Here is a 17,395-nt window from a genome sequence, read left to right on the forward strand (position 1 = left end):
AATCTGATCAGATGGTTTAGGCAATGTAGATGCAGCCACCATTACTGTAAGCATTGGAGCCGGGAGGCGGGGCCATATGGCGGTTATGTGAAACGGTGTACAAAGTGTAATAAAATTTTGAGATAGACAGAATTCTTCTGGGCGTTACTTTTATTTTCTGAAAACGAAACGAATGAGAGGTGGTGGTGCATGGCCAGAGCGCGGAACCCAAACCGTGACAGGGCTCTGGAAATTTACCGAGAGCATGATGGGAAAATTACAAACCGGGAGATCGCGGCAATCCTGGGAGAGGATGAAAAGGTCGTTGCCGTTTGGAAAGGCCGCGATAAGTGGCAGAATGTTGTACAACAATCAAAGAAAAGTTGTACAACAAAAAAGCGCGGCGGCCAGCCCGGCAACAAAAACGCGGTCGGCCACGGCGGCACCGGGCCGCCGGGAAATAAGAATGCAGTTACGACGGGAGAGTTTGAGACTCTCCTTTTTGATTGCCTGGATCCGGCGGAGCGGAGCCTGGCGGACGCTGTGCCGGCGGACAAAGAGCAGCTGCTCCTCCAGGAGATCCGCCTCCTGACAGTCCGGGAATACCGGATGCTCCGCCGGATCGAGGACCTGAAGCGGACCGAGGATCATTACGACACCGGAGAGCCTGCTGAGGGCATGACGATGGTTAGCCGGAAGTCTGGCATTGAGAAGGGGCATAAGACCGATCTGAAAGAATTCCAGGGTAAGCTGGGGCAGATCCAGGCGATCGAGGATGCCCTGACTCGCGTCCAGGCCAGAAAGCAGCGGGCCATCGAGGCGCTGCACAAGTTCGGCTTTGACGATGCCCGCCTGGAGATCGAGCTGGCGAAGGTCAGACAAGATCAGGGTGACGACAATGATGGGGTGGTGATTATCAATGACCTCCCAGGTTAAAATCTCAGAAATTATCATCCCGAAGTATTATCCGATCTTTAACGACCGTAAGATCCGGCACATCATCCTGACTTCTGGACGTGCCGGCACAAAGTCCAGTTTCGCGGCTATTCGGTCAGATTATCAAATTGTCGATGATCCGGCCGGATCCGTGGTAGTGCTGCGCAAACATCACAATAAGCTCCGAAAGACGGTCTACAAGGAGATGCTCCGTGGGATCAGTCGGCTGCGGATCAATAAGGGTGCTTTCCGGATTACTCGATCCCCGATGGAGATCCGATATAAAAAGACTGGGTCCACCATTTACTTTGCGGGATCGGACGGCATTGACGATACGAAAGGTATCATCGATGAGGATAAGCCCATCAAGCTGGTGGTGCTGGATGAGCTGACGGAGTTTTTCGATGATGGCGAAGGTGAGGACGAGCTGCAGAATATTGAGGCAACCTTCATCCGAGGAAATTCCGGGGATTTCCAAATGCTGTACCTATACAACCCTCCTAAGAATCCTAATGCACCGATCAACAGGTGGTGCAAGAAAATGGAGCAGCGCCCGGATTGCGTGCATATCCACACGACCTATCAGGATGTGCCGGAGGAATGGCTTGGTAAGGACCTGATTGAATCCGCGGAGATTATGGCGAAGCTGGACCCGAAGCGGTATCGCTGGATATGGCTGGGAGAGGCTACGGGCATAGACGAGGCCATCTACTACATGTTTTCTGACAGGCATATTCAGGAACCGGCACAGAAGCACTACAGCCTGATAGGAATCGGCGGAGATTACGGCCAGCAGAATGCCACCACATTCCAGGCGTTTGGGGTTGACGAGTACAATCAAAAGTTCCAGGGGCTGAGAGAGTATTACCACAGCGGCCGGGAATCAGGAGCTCAGAAAAGCCCATCGGAATATGCCCGTGACCTGATGGATTTTATCGGCACTCTGGCAGAACGCTATGGGTGCGGACGCTTTTATGTATATCTGGATCCGTCTGCCGCCGGTCTGGCGGAAGAGATCCGCAGGCAGATCCGGAGCTGCCCGTATCAGGTAGTATTGAAACAGGCGGAAAATGATGTTGCCCTGGGAATCAACCGAGTGCAGCGTTTGTTGACGTTCGGGATTCTGCAAGTTTGCCAGGAACAGCCAGAAGCTATTGAGGAATTCAAGACTTACGAGTATGACAAGAAAAGTATTGAACGAGGGAAAGAGGAGCCGGTGAAGATTGGAGATCACTGTATGGACGCTATTCGCTATGCGGTGATGGGAATGTGGATCAGGCTCAAGCGTTTCCTGCCGGCAGCAGAGCAGGAGGATCCGCCTTATCGCGGAAAAATGTACGAGGAGGATGATCCGGACGATGGATATTATTAAATATTTGAATAACAACGAATTTGACACGGTAGACCGGACGTTCTATTCCCAGATTGCCGTCTGGTACAGCTGGTACCGGGCGAATGTACGAAGGTTTCACCGGTACCGTGTATATCGGGGAGCTGGCTGTTATGTAAATTGTCGGCGCAAAAGCATGGGCATGGCGAAAAAGCTGTGCGAGGACATCGCGGATCTGCTGCTCAACGAGCGCGTGCAGATTACTCTTACGGATGAAAAAGCCAACGCCTATGTGGAGGACGTTCTCCAGAAAAACAACTTCGGCGTATTGGGAAACGAATACCAGGAACGCAAGGCTTACTGCGGTACGGTGGCCTACGTGCCGTACATCCGGGATATGGTGGTTGATGGAGAGGGCAATGTAGTAGACGGCGCCGGAATCGCCATCAACTATGTGACGGCTAAGGATATTTACCCGTTAAGCTGGGAGAACGGCGTAATCACAGAAGTAGCATTCCTTTTTACCTCGACTTTCCGGAATAAGAAGTATGGCCGCCTGGAACTTCACCGCCAAAACGAGGACAAGACCTATTACATCGAAAACCGGGTATTCCGGATAGGAAAGTCCGATGATGGTCAGGAATTAACGGAAGCGGAATGGCGCAAGATCGGACCGTATGCCGGTCTTGCAGCCCGGGTGGAAACCGGATCCACGGAACCACAGTTCGTCATTGACAAGCTCAATATCGTCAATAATGCGGATGATGATGAGAGTAACCCCATGGGCGTTGCGATCTTCGCAAACACCATCGACTATCTGCAGAAGCTGGATCTGGAGTTTGACTCCTACTCCAATGAATTTACCTTGGGCAGAAAGCGAATCTACGTGGCTCCGGAAATGCTGACGGACAAAAATGGCAGCATGGTATTCGATCCGGATGATACCGTCTTTTACCAGCTGCCGGAGGATTACAGCCAGCAGCTTCAGAAAGACCCGATCAAAGAGAGTAATATGCAGCTGCGCGTGGAGGAGCATAGCAAAGCCATCAACGATGATCTGAATTACTTGTCTATGCGGTGCGGTTTTGGAACTGAGCGGTACAAGTTTGACAACGGCAATATTACCACCGCCACCCAGGTGATTTCTGAAAACTCTGACATGTTCCGGACCATCAAGAAGCATGAGCTGATTCTGGACACAGCTATTAAGCAGTTGGTACGCATTATCATTCGGCTGGGAAACGTGCTGGGAGCTGGCCTTCCTGAGGACGTAGAGATCACAATAGATTTTGATGATTCCATTATTGAGGATAAGGACGCAGAACGTAAGAGCGATCGTCAGGAGGTTTCCATGGGCGTTATGAGTCGGGCAGAGTACCGGGCAAAATGGTACGGGGAGACCTTAGAGCAGGCACAGAAGAAACTTCCGGAACAGGAAAGCGGGGTACTTGAGTAGTGGACAGATCTTACACCAGTCAGCTATCAGTTGGTGTGGAGAAAAAATACCGGGAGTTGGAGAACCGGATCATGGAGGATGTGATCCGTCGAGTTAAGAAGACCAGGACGATTACTTCCACGGCGGATTGGCAGCTGAATCGATACCGGATACTGGGAAACAGCACGGCTGACATCGAGAAGATCATCCGGGACGCGCTCGGCGGGGATTACCCGGATACCTTTGAGCTGTACGATGAGGTGATTGAGAAGGAATATACCAGATCCAGGGAGCTGTATGAGCAGGTCAACCAGGCATTCACTCCCTACGAGGAAAATCCAGAGCTGCAGCAGATCACCCAGGCTCTTATCAATCAGTCCAACGAAGAACTGTTTAACATTACAAAGTCCTTGGGGTTTAAGGTGGATATGGGCGGCGGGCGGCTGGTATTTAGTCCCCTGTCGGAATATTACAACCGGTACTTAGACAATGCCATTGTGGAGATTGTCTCAGGCGCCTTTGACTATAACACTGTAATCCGTCGAGTGGTGAGTCAAATGACAAACAGCGGCCTCAGGACAGTAGAGTATGCGTCCGGCCATACAAATCGCTGTGATGTGGCCGCCAGACGGGCGATTATGACCGGGTTATCTCAGCTGACCAGGCAGGTGTCGGAAATGAACGCTCAGAGGCTGGGAACGGATTATTTTGAGGTGGACTGGCATTCTGGGGCACGGCCGTCGCATCAGGTATGGCAGGGAAAAGTCTACAGCAAGGAAGAACTGGTTACCAAGTGCGGCCTGGGAACCGGAGATGGTATCCTGGGTTGGAACTGCTACCACACATACTATCCCTTTATCCCCGGCGTATCGGAGCGTAATTACACGGATGCCTGGATTGCAGAGCAGAACCGCAAAGAGAATACTCCAAAGGCCTGGCAGGGAAAGCAGTATACCCAGTATGAGGCTACTCAGAAGCAGCGTCAGATGGAAACAGCCATGAGGGCTCAGCGTCAGAAAGTGCGGTTGCTGCAGCGGGCCGGGGCAGACAAGGACGATGTCACCATCGAGCGGTGCAAATACCAGTATAAGCTGGATGAGTATAAGGCGTTCTCCAAAAAGATGGGGCTTCAGACCCAGATGGAGCGGGTTTATTATGATCTGGAAGGCCGCGTAGCTCCGAGCAAGGATACCTACCAAAAGTGGCTGGCAGATATTGAAAGAAAAAAGAAAGATGATATAATCAAATCAGAGATCAAAAAGGCAGGCTTGCGTGGCCAGATTAATTTGCACCCGGAGATTCCGGACGTTACGAAGCTTTCGTTTGACGAAGAGCATATTAACAAGGAACGCCATCATGGCGTTTCAGAAGAAGAGGCGAAGGCGTTTATCAGGCAAGCAAAATTTTCCCTGACAAAATGGAACGGAAAATACGTCAATTATTTTAGTGACGCAGGCGCTGCTTACGTGGACAGTGAGACTGGTCGGATTAGGACTGCATTCAAAAAAGATCAGTTCGATCCTGTCACAAGAAAGGCATTGGAGGCGGTAAATCGTGGGAGAGCATGATAGGGTAATGTGCCCGCTGGTGGAAGAGATGATTGAGAATATCGACTGCATAGAAAATTCCGATGCGGTCGACGGGCTCATCAAAAAGAGCAGTGTCCCAGACCGGTTTAAGGGAAAGCCGGAGTGGGAGAACATATGCAGGGAGTGCCAATGGCACAACTACTGATACCATCGATGAATGCCATCGGTGGTATTTTTATACTCAGAAAGGAGTGAAACGGGAATGATCCATGTCAAGATACGCCCTGATGGGCTGTCAGTAGACGGACACGCCGGTGCCGGACCATACGGCCATGACATCGTGTGTGCGGCCGTATCGGCTCTTACGTTTACTCTGGAAGCGGCACTCCGAGAGCTGTCCCAGGATGGGATTGAAAGCTGTACAGAGCCGGCCGGTCATGTGAGCGTCAAGTGGCAGAAACTGAGTGATACCGGCAGAGCCTATGTGGACGCCTGGTTTTTAGGTATCTGCATGGTGGCAAATTCTTATAACTGCATAACTTTCGTTTAACAGGCACCCGGGCAGGGTGTCTTTTTTGTGCCCAAAACATGATGGCGTAAAAAGCTCTGGGGGAAAGGAGATCGCTATGAAGAAAAGAATTTTACAGCATTTTACGGATGGAGCCGGAGGAACCGGCGGCCAGGGAGGAACTGCGGGAAGTGGTTCCGGATCCGGTGGAACTGCTGGGGCGGCAGCCGGCGGCCAGGGAAGTGCCGGGTACACCTATGAACAGTTGGAGGAGGTGGCAGCCTCGCGGGCAGAACGTGCCAGCCGTGCGGCGCTTGCGGATTTTTTCCGGAAGCAGGGCATGAGCGAGGAGGAGATCACCACAGCAATCAATGATTACAAGACAAAAAAGCAGGCCAGTCAGCCCGACGTGGCGAAACTGACGAAGGAGCGGGATGATGCTCTGAGAAAGCTGCAGGAGAGAGACAACATGGAACTGCTGCGGAGCAAAGGAGTGCCTCAGGATTATCTGGAGTTTGCAGCCTTTAAGATCAATGCCCTGGTGGACGATAAGACCACCTTTGAGAAGGCAGCAGAAAAGTGGCTGAAGGAAAATCCGAGATATACCGGGAGCGGCTACCATGTGGCCAGTTCGTCCACGGCAGGCAATACTCAGGGGGGCTCCGGAAGCAGTAATGCAAGCATCAACGACCGGATCCGGGCGGCGGCCAGAAGATAGGAGGAAACGATGAGAAAGAAATATATTGATTTACAGCATTTTACGGATGATGCGCAGATTATTGACCGCACCGGTGCGGAATCCCTGATTCCCGTCGAGGAATCCAAGGAGATTATCCAGGGGGTGGTAACCTCTTCGGCAGTACTTTCCAGAGGCAGGAAGCTGGCCAATATGTCCAGCAAGACCTATAAGATGCCTGTCCTGGACATGCTGCCCATCGCCTACTTTGTGGACGGCGACAACGGGGCTAAGAAGACCACGAAACAGGCATGGGATAAGAAGATTATTACCGCGGAAGAGATCGCTGTAATCGTGCCTATTCCGGAATCCGTCCTGGATGATTCGGATTATGATATCTGGGCTGAGGTGCGTCCCAGAGTTACGGAGGCGTTCGGCAAGGTGATCGACGGTGCGATCCTGTTTGACGTCAATAAGCCTACCAGTTGGAGAGATGGAGTGGTAACCACAGCTACCAAGGCAAAGTCTGTTGTAACGGCTACCGCGGACCTGTATCAGGATATTCTGGGGGAAGGCGGAGTGATCTCCAAGGTTGAGGAGAGTGGATTCTTTGTAAGCGGCCATATGGCAGATATCTCCATGCGGGCCAAGCTTAGAGGCCTTAGGGATGATGTGGGGCAGCCGATTTTCAAGAGCGACATGCAGAATGGCACCAACTATTCTCTGGATGGTTCTCCGATGAACTTCCCCAACAACGGGGCCTGGGATAAGTCCAAAGCGCTTATGATTTCCGGGGATTTCAGTCAGCTGGTGTATTCCATTCGTCAGGATATCACTTTCAAGCTTTTCACCGAGGGCGTAGTCCAGAACACGGATGGAACCATCGCCTACAACCTGATGCAGAACGATATGGTGGCTCTGCGCGCAGTTATGAGGCTCGGGTGGGAGATCCCGAACCCGATCAACAGCGTGCAGTCCGACAAGACAAAGCGCTGCCCGTTCGCAATTCTGCAGGCCGGGGCTTAAAAAGGAGGGCCTATGAAAATTTCGGACGCATTAAAAAATCTTGCCGTTGCCGTAACTGGCAGCGGCGAGACAGAGGATATCACGGAGGAACGGATTGCTGAGATTATTCAGTACATAGCGGATAACTGGCCGGAGGGCGGCGGTGGGGGCTCTTATGAGCTGCCGGCGGCTTCATCTGGCGCACTGGGCGGTGTAAAACTTGCCAGCGCTGTAGCGAACGTATCTGCTGCGGATGCGACGGCAGCAGGGGAGGCCTATGATCAGGCCACCGCTCAGACGGCAGTAACGCTGGCAAATGCAAACAAAGCAGCCATCAATGAGCTGCTTGCCGCTTTGCGGGCGTCTGGAGCGCTGTCCAACTGACAGGGGAGGGATAAGCCATGTATGTGGATTATGATTTCTATACTGGAGAGTACGGTGGGATGATGGATCCGGACAGTTTTGGAAGGCAGGAACGCACCGCCGAGGCATATGTCCGGTATTTCCTGTTTTCCAATGCCGGAAAAATGGATCAGGATCCGATCCGGGCCGTCCAGATGGCTGTCTGTGCTGTTTCGGACGTATTGGATGAACATTATTCCGCTAAAGCAGCCAGAGCCGCGCAGGGCGGTTCTGGTGCAGCCGTGAAAAGTGAGAATAACGATGGGTATTCCGTGTCCTATGCGGTGGAACAGATGGACGGAGAGACGGAGGAGAGCTATCTGCGCAAGAAAGCATACGACACGGCTTATCTCTATCTTCTGCCTACGGGGCTCTTAAGCCGGAAAGTGGGGTGCTGCCATGACCATAAATGCGGATGTGACTGTTTATAATGCCTGTCTTGACCCGGAGACCCGTCTGGACAGCTACCGCAGGACGGTAATCCGTGGCGTGTGGTTCTACGCGGATCATAAGGTTACGGTAGATTCAGACGGACTTAACGCTGCCGACGTGTTTAAGGTTCGGATTCCTGCCGGCGCGGATACCGGCGGAGCAGAGTTTGTTCCACCCTGGGAGTATACCGGGGCAGAAGGAACCTGGACGCTGCAGGCGGATGATTATGTAGTGCGGGGAATCCATGAGGAAGAGATTGAGCGTCCGGCCGACCTGAAGAAATGGAAGGAGCCGGCGTTCCGGATCAATTCGTGGAGTGATAACCGCTTCGGAGGACTGCCGCACTGGCGGATTGGAGGAGCGTAATGGCACAGAAACGGAGATTTCAGATCAGCACCCCACGGGGAACGCTGTACCAGACCAGAAGCAAAAACGGGAAGACAACCGTAAGATTAAGCTGGGAACAGGGATTTGGGCCGAAGTATTCCAACGGATTTTCCAAAGCTCAGGAGTTTATTGATTCTGAGTGCTTAAGATACTGTGACCCGCTCACGCCCAGGCGGACCGGCTACATGATTAAATCCGGGCAGCTGGGAACAGTGATTGGAAGCGGCAGCATGGAGTATTTGGCACCCTATGCCCGCCGCCAGTACTACGAAAATGCCGGGCAGAGCGGCGGGAACCGAGGAAAGCTCTGGTTTGAGCGGATGAAGGCGTCTAAGAAAGAAACCATCCGAAAGGGGGCAGCGAATTTTGTCAGCTCTAAGTGATTCCATTATGGGGGCACTCCGGACATATTTTCTGGAGTGCCCTTATTTAAAAGACGGGAAGTTCAGCGTGGACTTTCTTCCCGATGATCCTTCCTACAGCCTGGATCCGCTGCCATCCGATCCGGTTTACCGGCAGTATGTGGATGGCGGAAAAATCTACCAGCTGGAATACACGTTTACGTCAAAGGCGGCTTATGACGGAGACGCCAGGACGATGATTGATAACTCCTTCTTTTATCAGCAGCTTTCAGAGTGGGTGGAGCAGCAGGAGGAGATGGATAATCTTCCCGGACTGGAAGGATATACGGCAATTAGCAATACATTAATCAGCAGTGGGTACCTGTTCGACGCGGATTCCGATCTGGCCAAATATCAGGTGCAGCTGCGGCTTTTATACGAATAGGAGGCAGAAATGACAGGATCAAATGTAGATGAAATGCAGAAGGCTACGTTAATCAAACGGTCAAAGAGAGTGGCATTTATGAATGTGGGAACGTCGGAGGAACCGTCTTACGTGAGAATGCAGGGATTTACGTCCATGAGCGAATCCAAATCTCCCACGGAGTACTCCAGGCAGTATGTGGACGAGAACACAGAGCGGACGGATGTTGTGGGGTATGCGACCCAGATCGCATATTCTTTTGACCGTCACTCCCCGTTTTCCGTACACGAAAAGCTGGCGCAGATTTCGGACGACGAGCTGACGGGATCAGATGCCCATGTGGACATTGTAACGGTGGATCTGTTTTCTGATGGCTCCCAGAAAGAAGCCAGAAAACGCACCTATGCAGTCATCCCGGATACAACAGGAGACGGTACAGATGCCCTTATTTATTCCGGAAATTTCCGGGCTGTGGGGGAAGCGGTAAAAGGTGTGGCCAGTTCGTCTGATAAATGGCAAACAGTCACCTTTGCGGACAGTACCCAGGAGATTGGCACGCTGACAGTAAGTACGGCGGCAGGGACAGGAAGCGGGAACACAAAGGTGACGGTCTCTCCGGAACTGACCGAAGGAAACAAGTATAAATATGCCAATGCAGATGGCCTGGAACAGCCGGCTTATGATGAAGATGTGTCTGTCCTGACAGACTGGGACGGAGAGGCAGACATTAAGATGGCGACTGGGGAGACCATCATGATTGTGGAGTGTACTCAGGATAACAAAGCGAGGAAAGCTGGAACCGGCGAGGTAACAGCGGCAGTTTGATTTTAAAGAAAGGAAGAGGAGCCTATGAGCCTGAAATGGGAATACAATGGCGTGATCCTGGAGGTGGATCTTCAGGACGCTGATTTTGCGGAACGCTATGAAAAAGCATTCGCCCGTATGGAGGAAAGTGAAAAAGAGCTGCAGAAGGTTGGCGTGAACAGCGAAATGATCCGGGGATACTGTAATTTGTTCTACCAGCTGTTTGATGATATTTATGGGGACGGAACAGGGGAAAAGCTGTTTGCCGGGAAGAAAAACGCAAGAATGTGCGACGAAGCATACAGAAATTTTCTTGCCGCTGCCAAAAAAGATGCAGACGATGCCCGCAATCAGCGGATGTCCTTTATTTCCCGCTTTACGCCTCATCAGAACCGGCAGCAGCGCCGTCATCGGGGACAGAACAAAGGAAAACAGATCCGCAGGAATGAAATGTCATGAACCCGCTGTATGATGATTTCCCATCCACCGTCGTTTTGGATGGAGTAGAGCGGGAGATTGTAACGGACTTTCGGGATTGGCTGCGGTTTTATGATATGCTGCGGGATCCGGAGGGGACAAACGCAGAAAAAGTTCAGGTAATGCTGTCTTTTTATCTGGATCCTCTTCCGGTGTCCGCATACGCAAGGGCCCATAAGCCTCTTTTGCGGTTTTTCCGCCGGAAAGACATGATACGTTCCCCGTTTGTGTCTGAATGTGAGACGGATCCTGAAGAGGATGGTGGAGAGATGGCACCCCAAAAGCCGTTATTCGATTATATGTTTGATGCTCCGTACATCATATCCGGATTCTGGCAGGATTACGGGCTGAATCTGATGGATCTGCGTTTGCAGATGCACTGGTGGCAGTTCGGAATTTTGCTGGACGGGCTGTCCGAAAAAACGGAGTTTAAGCAGCGTGTAATGTATCGGAATACGAATACTGCGGGTATTAAAGATGTCAAAGAACGTCAGAGGATTGAGCGGATCCAACGCGCCATTGCGATCCCCATGCCGGCTCCTACAGATGAAGAAATGGGGGCGATGTTCTGGTGATAAAAAAGCCACCGGTGAAGCGGGAGTGGTATCATTGTCCCTGCTGCGGGAAAAAGGTACTGATCTATGATAATACCGCTCACTGCAGCGGGGTGTATCTGAAGTGCAAGAGTTGTGGAAAAGAATTTGAGGTGAAGATATAGAGCATTTGTGAGCCGTTGAGCCGTGCCGCCACCTAAAGAGAGGTGATTGGTATGGCTGCAGACGGCCATTTGAATTTTGATACAAAACTGGATTCTAGCGGATTTTCAGCCGGGATCAAAAAGGTTGGAAGCCTGGCAAAAGGTGGATTGGCGGTCCTGGGGACAGCCGTTACCAGCGTCGCGACAGCTTTCGGCGGGTTATCCAAAGCAGCGTTGGACTCTGTGGCCAGTCTGGAACAGAACATAGGTGGAGTGGAGACCCTGTTCAAGGACAACGCTCAGACCGTCATTGATAACGCCAATAATGCCTATAAGACCGCAGGCATGTCCGCCAATGAGTACATGCAGAACGTGACCAGCTTTTCTGCATCCCTTCTGCAGAGCGTCTCTGGTGACACGGCGGAAGCAGCTAAGATCGCGGATATGGCCATGGTAGATATGTCGGATAATGCCAACAAGATGGGCACCGACATGGAACGCATTACTGACGCTTATCAGGGATTCGCGAAACAGAATTATACCATGCTGGATAACCTGAAACTGGGTTATGGCGGTACTAAAACAGAGATGCAGCGTCTGCTGGCAGATGCAACGAAGCTGTCTGGTGTAAAGTATGATATTAACAATTTGAGTGACGTCTATTCGGCAATCCATGTGATTCAGGAAGATTTAGATATCACCGGAACCACAGCGAAGGAAGCTGCCACCACGATTGAAGGTTCCATGAATTCGGCGAAAGCTGCCTTTGACAACTTCCTGAATGGATCCGGCAGCGCAGAGGAGCTGGCAGATACTATTACCATCGCTGCCGAGAACATTGGATCGAATCTGGCTGAGATCGTACCGCGGCTGATCGAGACGATACCGGCCGTAATGGATGGAATCAGTGAGACCATGGAGGAGAATTCCAGCCAGCTGACTCAGTTCGGATCTAATTTAATTTCCTCCATTTTAACCGGAGCCATGAATGCGCTTCCGGGGATGGTGGATGTCGCGATCGGCGCCATCAATTTTATGATCCAGCAGGTGGACGCGAATCTTCCACAGCTCTTAGCTGCGGGTGGTCGGCTGATCGTCGCGCTGGTCAACGGTGCACTGACGCTGATTCCATCTCTGGCTGAGCTGGGAATATCCATTATCTCTACCATTGTGCAGGGGATTGGAACCAGTTTGTCTGGTATGACGGATTCCGGCGGCAGCGCAGTAGGAGAAATGGTGGACGGGGCATTGTCCCAACTACCAGAACTCATCACGACTGGCGGAGAAATGCTTAATAGTACTGTTGATGGGGTGCTATCTGGGCTTCCACAGGCGCTGGAATCCGGCGTAGAGATTGCCGGTAGCGTCGCGACTGGAATATTGAATAATTTGCCGGCAGTTTTGGGGGCTATCACCTCTGTATTGGTGCAACTGATTGCCACAATCTTATCCCATCTTCCAGAAATCCTTCAGACGGGACTGGAGTTGATTGGCAGCCTTGTAGCCGGCATCATCGAGGCAATCCCGGATGTAGTGGAAGGCGCCGGTCAGATTGTGTCAGAGATCTGGGATACGATTAAAGAGACCGACTGGCTGCAGCTGGGGGCGGATATTATTTCCGGTCTGGTGAATGGATTAAAGAATGGCATTAGTCGGATCGCTGAGGCGGCGAAAGAGGTCGCGGGAGGCGCTCTGGATGCAGCAGCTGATTTCCTGGGAATTCATTCCCCATCGCGGGTGTTCCGGGATGAGATCGGACGGAATATTGCTCTGGGTCTGGCAGAAGGAATCCGCCAGAATAAGGACTATGCAAAAAAGAGTGCAGAAGAAATTTCGCAGGCTGTTTTGGATGCGGCGCAAAAGCGTCTGGACAACTATAAGGTTTACAATAACCTGAATCTTGCCGAAGAAGCGGCCTACTGGGATTCGGTGCGTCAGCAGACGGATGAGGGCACACAAGCCCGGATTGATGCGGATGAGAAGTATTTTGACGCCAAAAAAGACCTGAACGAGAAAATGGCGGATGCGGAAGAAGATTATACCGATAAAGTCGCAGAAGCCTATGAAAATCTGAATGATAAGATCCAGGAGCTGAACAAGGAATACTCCGATGCGGTGGAGAGCCGGACGGAAGCCATTGCGGGGGCCTATGGCCTGTTTGATGAGTTTAACATGGATACCGATCTGACCAGTGACGACCTATTAAATAATCTTCAGGGACAGGTGGATGGCCTGGAACAGTGGATGGATAATCTGGATGAGCTGTCGGATCGCGGCGTGGGCGATGATCTTATCGCAGAGCTGCAGGAATTGGGCCCGCAGTCAGCAGCGCAGGTACAGCTGCTGACAGAGATGACAGATGATCAGCTGGATGACTACGTCAACCTGTTCCGGCGCAAAAATCGCCTTGCGAGGTCTCAGGCACTGGATGAACTGCGGCCCATGCAGGATGATATTGCTCAGCAGATCGCGGAGCTGAAGGCAGAGACGTCAAAGGAACTGGAGCAGTACCAAGCGGAATACATATCCGCTATGGAGCAGCTGGGTGTAGCTCTTGATATGCCTGCGGAAGAGTTAAAGCTGAAAATGTCCCAGAATGCGGTGGAAATGGTAGCTGCATTGGCTCAGTCCATCCAGGACGAGGCGGGAAGTGCGGAGAATAAAGAGCGATTCCAGGCCATTGCAGAAAATGTCCTGAACGCCGCCAGCAATCTTCCGGCCGACCTTGCTGCTGTAGGACTCCAGGCGATTGACAGCATGGCACAGAGCATTCTGTCCGGAACGGGTACTTTGGCGCAGGCGGTTTCCGCGGTAGTATCTAGCGCCATTGATCAGGCTGTGGGTAGTGATTTCTCTGCGAACGCGATAAGAGAAGCGATTTCCGAAACCACGGCGGCGTCGGGGGAAACACCGATCCCTGCAAGAACTTATGGAAACGACGGATACGGCCCCGGCTACCAGCTGGATTATGCCCGCATGGGCCAGGAGATGGCTGCTGCCTTAGACGGTGTGGATGTGTCAATGGATGGCCAGAAAGTCGGAAGTATTGTATCTGAGCCCGTAAACGATAATTTGGGAAGTCGGGGACGCATGGAGGAAAGGGATATTGTGTGAAAACGTACTTAGGAATCACCTTTGATGAAGAAAAGCACACCTACGATGATTTTGGGCTGAGGATTAAATCGGTCAATATTGGTTTGCCGGCGACGAAAGAAAACCGGATCGAGGTACCTGGAGCGGATGGATACCTCGATATGACGGACTACTTCGGTACCCGGTATGAGAACCGAACCGTTCAGGTGGAATGTGACGTAGAGGATAGAAGCTATGAGAACTGGGCCGGGAAGGTCAGCCAGATCAGTAATTATCTGCATGGCAAGAAGCGGAAATTAGTCCTGGACTGGGACAGCGGATATTACTATGAAGGACGCGGAACGGTAAAAGTCAGCAAAGAGAACCGGCCATACAGCACAGTTACGCTGGAATTTGACTGCGATCCCTATAAGTATGAGCTGTATGATTCCAGTGGTGATTGGCTGTGGGATCCGTTCGACTTGGACGATGGGATCATCCGCGAATACGGAAATCTGGCGGTAATCGGAACACTTGATCTGACAGTGATTGGATCCCCGATGTCAACGGTTCCGGAGATCACTGTGAGTATGACGATGACAGTGGAGTATGAGGGCGAGACTTATGATTTGCTTCCCGGGCTCAATTATCTCCCAGATTTGGAGATCACAGAGGGAGAGCATATCATGACATTTACTGGAAACGGGACGGTATCAGTTTTATATCGGGGAGGGAGCTTGTAGATGTATCGGATCACAAACACAGTGGATGGAGCCACTTACATCTTGCATGATCAGAGGGATCGGAAGCTCCGGGTACTTGAACCGAGGCTGTCTCTGACCGTCAATAAATCCGGTGGACTGACATTTCGGATTCCGGAAAAGCACTTGTATTATCAGACACTCAAGAAGTTAAGATCTATCATAGAAGTGTGGGAAGATGGTGCGCTGATCTATGAAGGCCGGATCTTATCAGATGAGGCTGATATGTATAACACGAAATCGGTTACGTGTGAAGGAAGCCTTTCCTACCTGATTGACAGCATCCAGCGGCCTTTTTCAAAGACCGGGACGATCCATGATTTTCTATCTGACATGATTGAAGCTCATAACTCTCAAGTAGAGGAACGTAAGCAATTTATTTTGGGATCTGTGAATGTGGCAGATGAAAATAATGAGCTGAAACGAGAAAGCACAACCCTGGACAATACCTGGAACGTGTTAAAAACCTATCTAGTAGATGTTCACGGAGGAATCCTGTGGGTATCATATCAAGATGGAAAGAAGTATCTGAATTATACCTATGATATGGACGGGTATAATGATCAGCAGATCCGATTTGGAGTAAATCTTCTGGATCTGACAAAATATCAAGATGCGGCCGACGTTGTGACTTGTCTGATCCCCTATGGGGCCGACGTAGAATATCAGGACGAATTGGGAGAAACCCAGACCCGTACAGTGGACATTACGTCCGTGAATAACGGGCAAGATTACATCATGGCTGCCGATTCCGTGATTGCCGAACGTGGTAAGATCTGGGCGACTTATCAGTGGCCGGATATTACGGATCCGGCCCGGCTGAAAACGGTGGCGGAGCAGTTCCTGACGGAAAACTCCGGCATTCCGGACACTCTGAAAGTATCTGCTGTGGATCTGGCTTACACCGGTGCGGATATCCGACGTTTCCAATTAGGAAAGTATACAACCTGCATCAGCAAGCCGCACAGGCTGCGAAAGGATTTGCTGCTGACTCAGCTGGATCTGTATCTGGATGATCCGCAAAAAGGTAGCATCAGCCTGGGCGGTACAGCGGAGTCCTTTACGGGGCAAACAACGAACAAGCAAGTGACAATCTCAAAGGCCCTGCAGCAGGCGTCTGATCAGATCTACGCGGAGATGGCGCAGAAGATCGCCAATGCCACCACACTGATCACCGGCGGATTTGGGGGTTATGTGGTGCTGGACAACATCAATCCGGAGACAGGTGCGAAGATGCACCCCTGGCGCATCCTGGTGATGAATACGCCGGATAAGAATACCGCCCAGAATATCATCCAGATCAACCAGAACGGGATCGGATTTAGTACCACAGGAATCAATGGACCGTACCGGAATGCCTGGACCATTGACGGCAGCCTGGTGGCTGACTTTGTTACTACCGGAACCATGTTGGCAGACCGGATCCGCGGCGGCATTCTGGAGGTCGGCGGTTCCGGCCTAGGAAAAGATGGCGTGATCCGGGTGCTGAATGCGTCGGGAGCAGAGATCGTCCGGATGGGCATAAACGGTGTGATGATCAAACAGGGCAAACTGAATGCGCCTGCGATTACCGGAGGATCCGCTGATTTTGGCAGCGGATTGTTTACGGCTGATGACGACACGGTTACGGTCGGTGGTTTTGAGGCTCGGTATGACTGGGGCCGCGATATATTCCAGAGCTATGACCAGAAGTGTGGGCTTTCGGCTGATCCAGGAATTAAAGGTGGTCTGTGGGCGTGGTTTGGATGGAATAGCTCCGGAGATTTTGATGTGGTAATCAACAATTCCGGCCAGGTGGTGGCCCAGGATTTTGTAATCGACGGATCCTATGAACTGTCTCAAAAAATCAGGAGTATTGAGCGTCGATTAGATGATTTAGAGAGTGGAGGTGGTGAATAAGATGAGTTTGCCATTGATTGACCTGGCAGCGGAGATCGCGGCCTGGGCATCAGCAAAATACGGCCGTCAGGTCCGGTCAGCGACGATCAGTGCGCTGACAAAAGTGCAGGACCAGATGAATACGGCAATTGGATATATTGCCAATTTGGGTGCAGACACGGAAGCTATACAGCAGTCAGCGCTCCAGGCTGCAGGGCAGGCTGCGGCAGCAGCCGAGAACGCCAATCAGGCATTGGAAAATGTGGAGGAGGTACGCCAGGATTTGGCGGATCGGGTGGCGTCCGGCGAATTTGACGGCGCA

At 51.6% G+C, this 17,395-nt stretch carries 20 protein-coding genes; all 20 read left to right on the forward strand.

The window, feature by feature from the left end; genetic code table 11:
• The first annotated feature begins 189 nt into the window (after window positions 1-189).
• A complete protein-coding gene (gene terS / locus B5E84_RS19385; RefSeq protein ID WP_087226383.1) occupies window positions 190-915 on the forward strand; it encodes a phage terminase small subunit in 726 nt (241 codons plus the stop codon).
• Window positions 899-2,287 (forward strand): PBSX family phage terminase large subunit, encoded by a 1,389-nt coding sequence (locus B5E84_RS19390; protein ID WP_087226386.1) that lies wholly within the window; start codon window positions 899-901, stop codon window positions 2,285-2,287. The genes terS and B5E84_RS19390 overlap by 17 nt, the downstream gene beginning before the upstream one ends.
• Window positions 2,274-3,701: a phage portal protein gene (locus tag B5E84_RS19395; protein WP_087226429.1), complete on the forward strand. Its 1,428-nt coding sequence runs from the start codon at window positions 2,274-2,276 to the stop codon at window positions 3,699-3,701. The genes B5E84_RS19390 and B5E84_RS19395 overlap by 14 nt, the downstream gene beginning before the upstream one ends.
• The gene (locus B5E84_RS19400) at window positions 3,701-5,248 is read left to right on the forward strand and encodes a phage minor capsid protein (protein WP_087226389.1); all 1,548 of its coding nucleotides are present in this window, start codon (window positions 3,701-3,703) and stop codon (window positions 5,246-5,248) included. The genes B5E84_RS19395 and B5E84_RS19400 overlap by 1 nt, the downstream gene beginning before the upstream one ends.
• Window positions 5,235-5,414: a hypothetical protein gene (locus B5E84_RS20475; RefSeq protein WP_143469285.1), complete on the forward strand. Its 180-nt coding sequence runs from the start codon at window positions 5,235-5,237 to the stop codon at window positions 5,412-5,414. The genes B5E84_RS19400 and B5E84_RS20475 overlap by 14 nt, the downstream gene beginning before the upstream one ends.
• A 57-nt stretch (window positions 5,415-5,471) precedes the next feature.
• Window positions 5,472-5,759 (forward strand): ribosomal-processing cysteine protease Prp, encoded by a 288-nt coding sequence (locus B5E84_RS19405; RefSeq protein ID WP_162612907.1) that lies wholly within the window; start codon window positions 5,472-5,474, stop codon window positions 5,757-5,759.
• 76 nt (window positions 5,760-5,835) lie between these two features.
• Window positions 5,836-6,435, forward strand: a complete 600-nt coding sequence (locus B5E84_RS19410) for a hypothetical protein (protein ID WP_087226394.1) — start codon at window positions 5,836-5,838, stop codon at window positions 6,433-6,435.
• Between the two features lie 9 nt (window positions 6,436-6,444).
• Entirely contained in the window at window positions 6,445-7,419 is a 975-nt protein-coding gene (locus tag B5E84_RS19415; RefSeq protein WP_087226397.1) for a phage major capsid protein, read from the forward strand.
• Window positions 7,420-7,431: 12 nt separating this feature from the next.
• The gene (locus tag B5E84_RS19420) at window positions 7,432-7,782 is read left to right on the forward strand and encodes a hypothetical protein (RefSeq protein ID WP_087226400.1); all 351 of its coding nucleotides are present in this window, start codon (window positions 7,432-7,434) and stop codon (window positions 7,780-7,782) included.
• A gap of 17 nt (window positions 7,783-7,799) precedes the next feature.
• Complete coding sequence (locus tag B5E84_RS19425; RefSeq protein WP_087226403.1) at window positions 7,800-8,231, forward strand: head-tail connector protein; 432 nt, start codon at window positions 7,800-7,802, stop codon at window positions 8,229-8,231.
• Window positions 8,200-8,598 carry a DUF6751 family protein gene (locus tag B5E84_RS19430; RefSeq protein ID WP_087226406.1) on the forward strand — a complete coding sequence of 133 codons (399 nt, stop codon included), beginning with the start codon at window positions 8,200-8,202 and terminating at the stop codon, window positions 8,596-8,598. The genes B5E84_RS19425 and B5E84_RS19430 overlap by 32 nt, the downstream gene beginning before the upstream one ends.
• On the forward strand, window positions 8,598-9,002 hold the full coding sequence (locus B5E84_RS19435; protein WP_087226408.1) for a hypothetical protein: 405 nt from the start codon (window positions 8,598-8,600) through the stop codon (window positions 9,000-9,002). The genes B5E84_RS19430 and B5E84_RS19435 overlap by 1 nt, the downstream gene beginning before the upstream one ends.
• On the forward strand, window positions 8,986-9,405 hold the full coding sequence (locus tag B5E84_RS19440) for a hypothetical protein (protein ID WP_143469286.1): 420 nt from the start codon (window positions 8,986-8,988) through the stop codon (window positions 9,403-9,405). The genes B5E84_RS19435 and B5E84_RS19440 overlap by 17 nt, the downstream gene beginning before the upstream one ends.
• 9 nt (window positions 9,406-9,414) lie before the next feature.
• Window positions 9,415-10,209 carry a hypothetical protein gene (locus tag B5E84_RS20740; protein ID WP_162612908.1) on the forward strand — a complete coding sequence of 265 codons (795 nt, stop codon included), beginning with the start codon at window positions 9,415-9,417 and terminating at the stop codon, window positions 10,207-10,209.
• Between the two features lie 24 nt (window positions 10,210-10,233).
• The gene (locus B5E84_RS19450; protein ID WP_087226414.1) at window positions 10,234-10,647 is read left to right on the forward strand and encodes a DUF6673 family protein; all 414 of its coding nucleotides are present in this window, start codon (window positions 10,234-10,236) and stop codon (window positions 10,645-10,647) included.
• Window positions 10,644-11,240: a Gp15 family bacteriophage protein gene (locus tag B5E84_RS19455; RefSeq protein WP_087226417.1), complete on the forward strand. Its 597-nt coding sequence runs from the start codon at window positions 10,644-10,646 to the stop codon at window positions 11,238-11,240. The genes B5E84_RS19450 and B5E84_RS19455 overlap by 4 nt, the downstream gene beginning before the upstream one ends.
• 194 nt (window positions 11,241-11,434) lie before the next feature.
• Entirely contained in the window at window positions 11,435-14,476 is a 3,042-nt protein-coding gene (locus B5E84_RS19460) for a hypothetical protein (protein ID WP_087226420.1), read from the forward strand.
• Window positions 14,473-15,177 (forward strand): phage tail domain-containing protein, encoded by a 705-nt coding sequence (locus B5E84_RS19465; RefSeq protein ID WP_087226423.1) that lies wholly within the window; start codon window positions 14,473-14,475, stop codon window positions 15,175-15,177. Before B5E84_RS19460 ends, B5E84_RS19465 begins: the two co-directional genes overlap by 4 nt.
• Window positions 15,178-17,094, forward strand: coding sequence for a phage tail spike protein (locus B5E84_RS19470; RefSeq protein ID WP_087226426.1), 1,917 nt, complete (start codon window positions 15,178-15,180; stop codon window positions 17,092-17,094).
• A 1-nt stretch (window position 17,095) separates the two neighbouring features.
• On the forward strand, window positions 17,096-17,395 hold a 300-nt coding region (locus B5E84_RS19475), incomplete at its 3' end, for a hypothetical protein (RefSeq protein ID WP_143469287.1).

The organism is Lachnoclostridium sp. An14, from assembly GCF_002160755.1.
GTDB lineage: Bacteria > Bacillota > Clostridia > Lachnospirales > Lachnospiraceae > Lachnoclostridium_A.

Coding starts and splice junctions, on each gene's coding strand:
- B5E84_RS19430 (WP_087226406.1), top strand. CDS start 8,200: ATGACCATAAATGCGGATGTGACTGTTTATAATGCCTGTCTTGACCCG.
- terS (WP_087226383.1), top strand. CDS start 190: ATGGCCAGAGCGCGGAACCCAAACCGTGACAGGGCTCTGGAAATTTAC.
- B5E84_RS19415 (WP_087226397.1), top strand. CDS start 6,445: ATGAGAAAGAAATATATTGATTTACAGCATTTTACGGATGATGCGCAG.
- B5E84_RS19395 (WP_087226429.1), top strand. CDS start 2,274: ATGGATATTATTAAATATTTGAATAACAACGAATTTGACACGGTAGAC.
- B5E84_RS19435 (WP_087226408.1), top strand. CDS start 8,598: ATGGCACAGAAACGGAGATTTCAGATCAGCACCCCACGGGGAACGCTG.
- B5E84_RS19405 (WP_162612907.1), top strand. CDS start 5,472: ATGATCCATGTCAAGATACGCCCTGATGGGCTGTCAGTAGACGGACAC.
- B5E84_RS19410 (WP_087226394.1), top strand. CDS start 5,836: ATGAAGAAAAGAATTTTACAGCATTTTACGGATGGAGCCGGAGGAACC.
- B5E84_RS19390 (WP_087226386.1), top strand. CDS start 899: ATGACCTCCCAGGTTAAAATCTCAGAAATTATCATCCCGAAGTATTAT.
- B5E84_RS19420 (WP_087226400.1), top strand. CDS start 7,432: ATGAAAATTTCGGACGCATTAAAAAATCTTGCCGTTGCCGTAACTGGC.
- B5E84_RS19425 (WP_087226403.1), top strand. CDS start 7,800: ATGTATGTGGATTATGATTTCTATACTGGAGAGTACGGTGGGATGATG.
- B5E84_RS20740 (WP_162612908.1), top strand. CDS start 9,415: ATGACAGGATCAAATGTAGATGAAATGCAGAAGGCTACGTTAATCAAA.
- B5E84_RS19455 (WP_087226417.1), top strand. CDS start 10,644: ATGAACCCGCTGTATGATGATTTCCCATCCACCGTCGTTTTGGATGGA.
- B5E84_RS19460 (WP_087226420.1), top strand. CDS start 11,435: ATGGCTGCAGACGGCCATTTGAATTTTGATACAAAACTGGATTCTAGC.
- B5E84_RS19450 (WP_087226414.1), top strand. CDS start 10,234: ATGAGCCTGAAATGGGAATACAATGGCGTGATCCTGGAGGTGGATCTT.
- B5E84_RS19470 (WP_087226426.1), top strand. CDS start 15,178: ATGTATCGGATCACAAACACAGTGGATGGAGCCACTTACATCTTGCAT.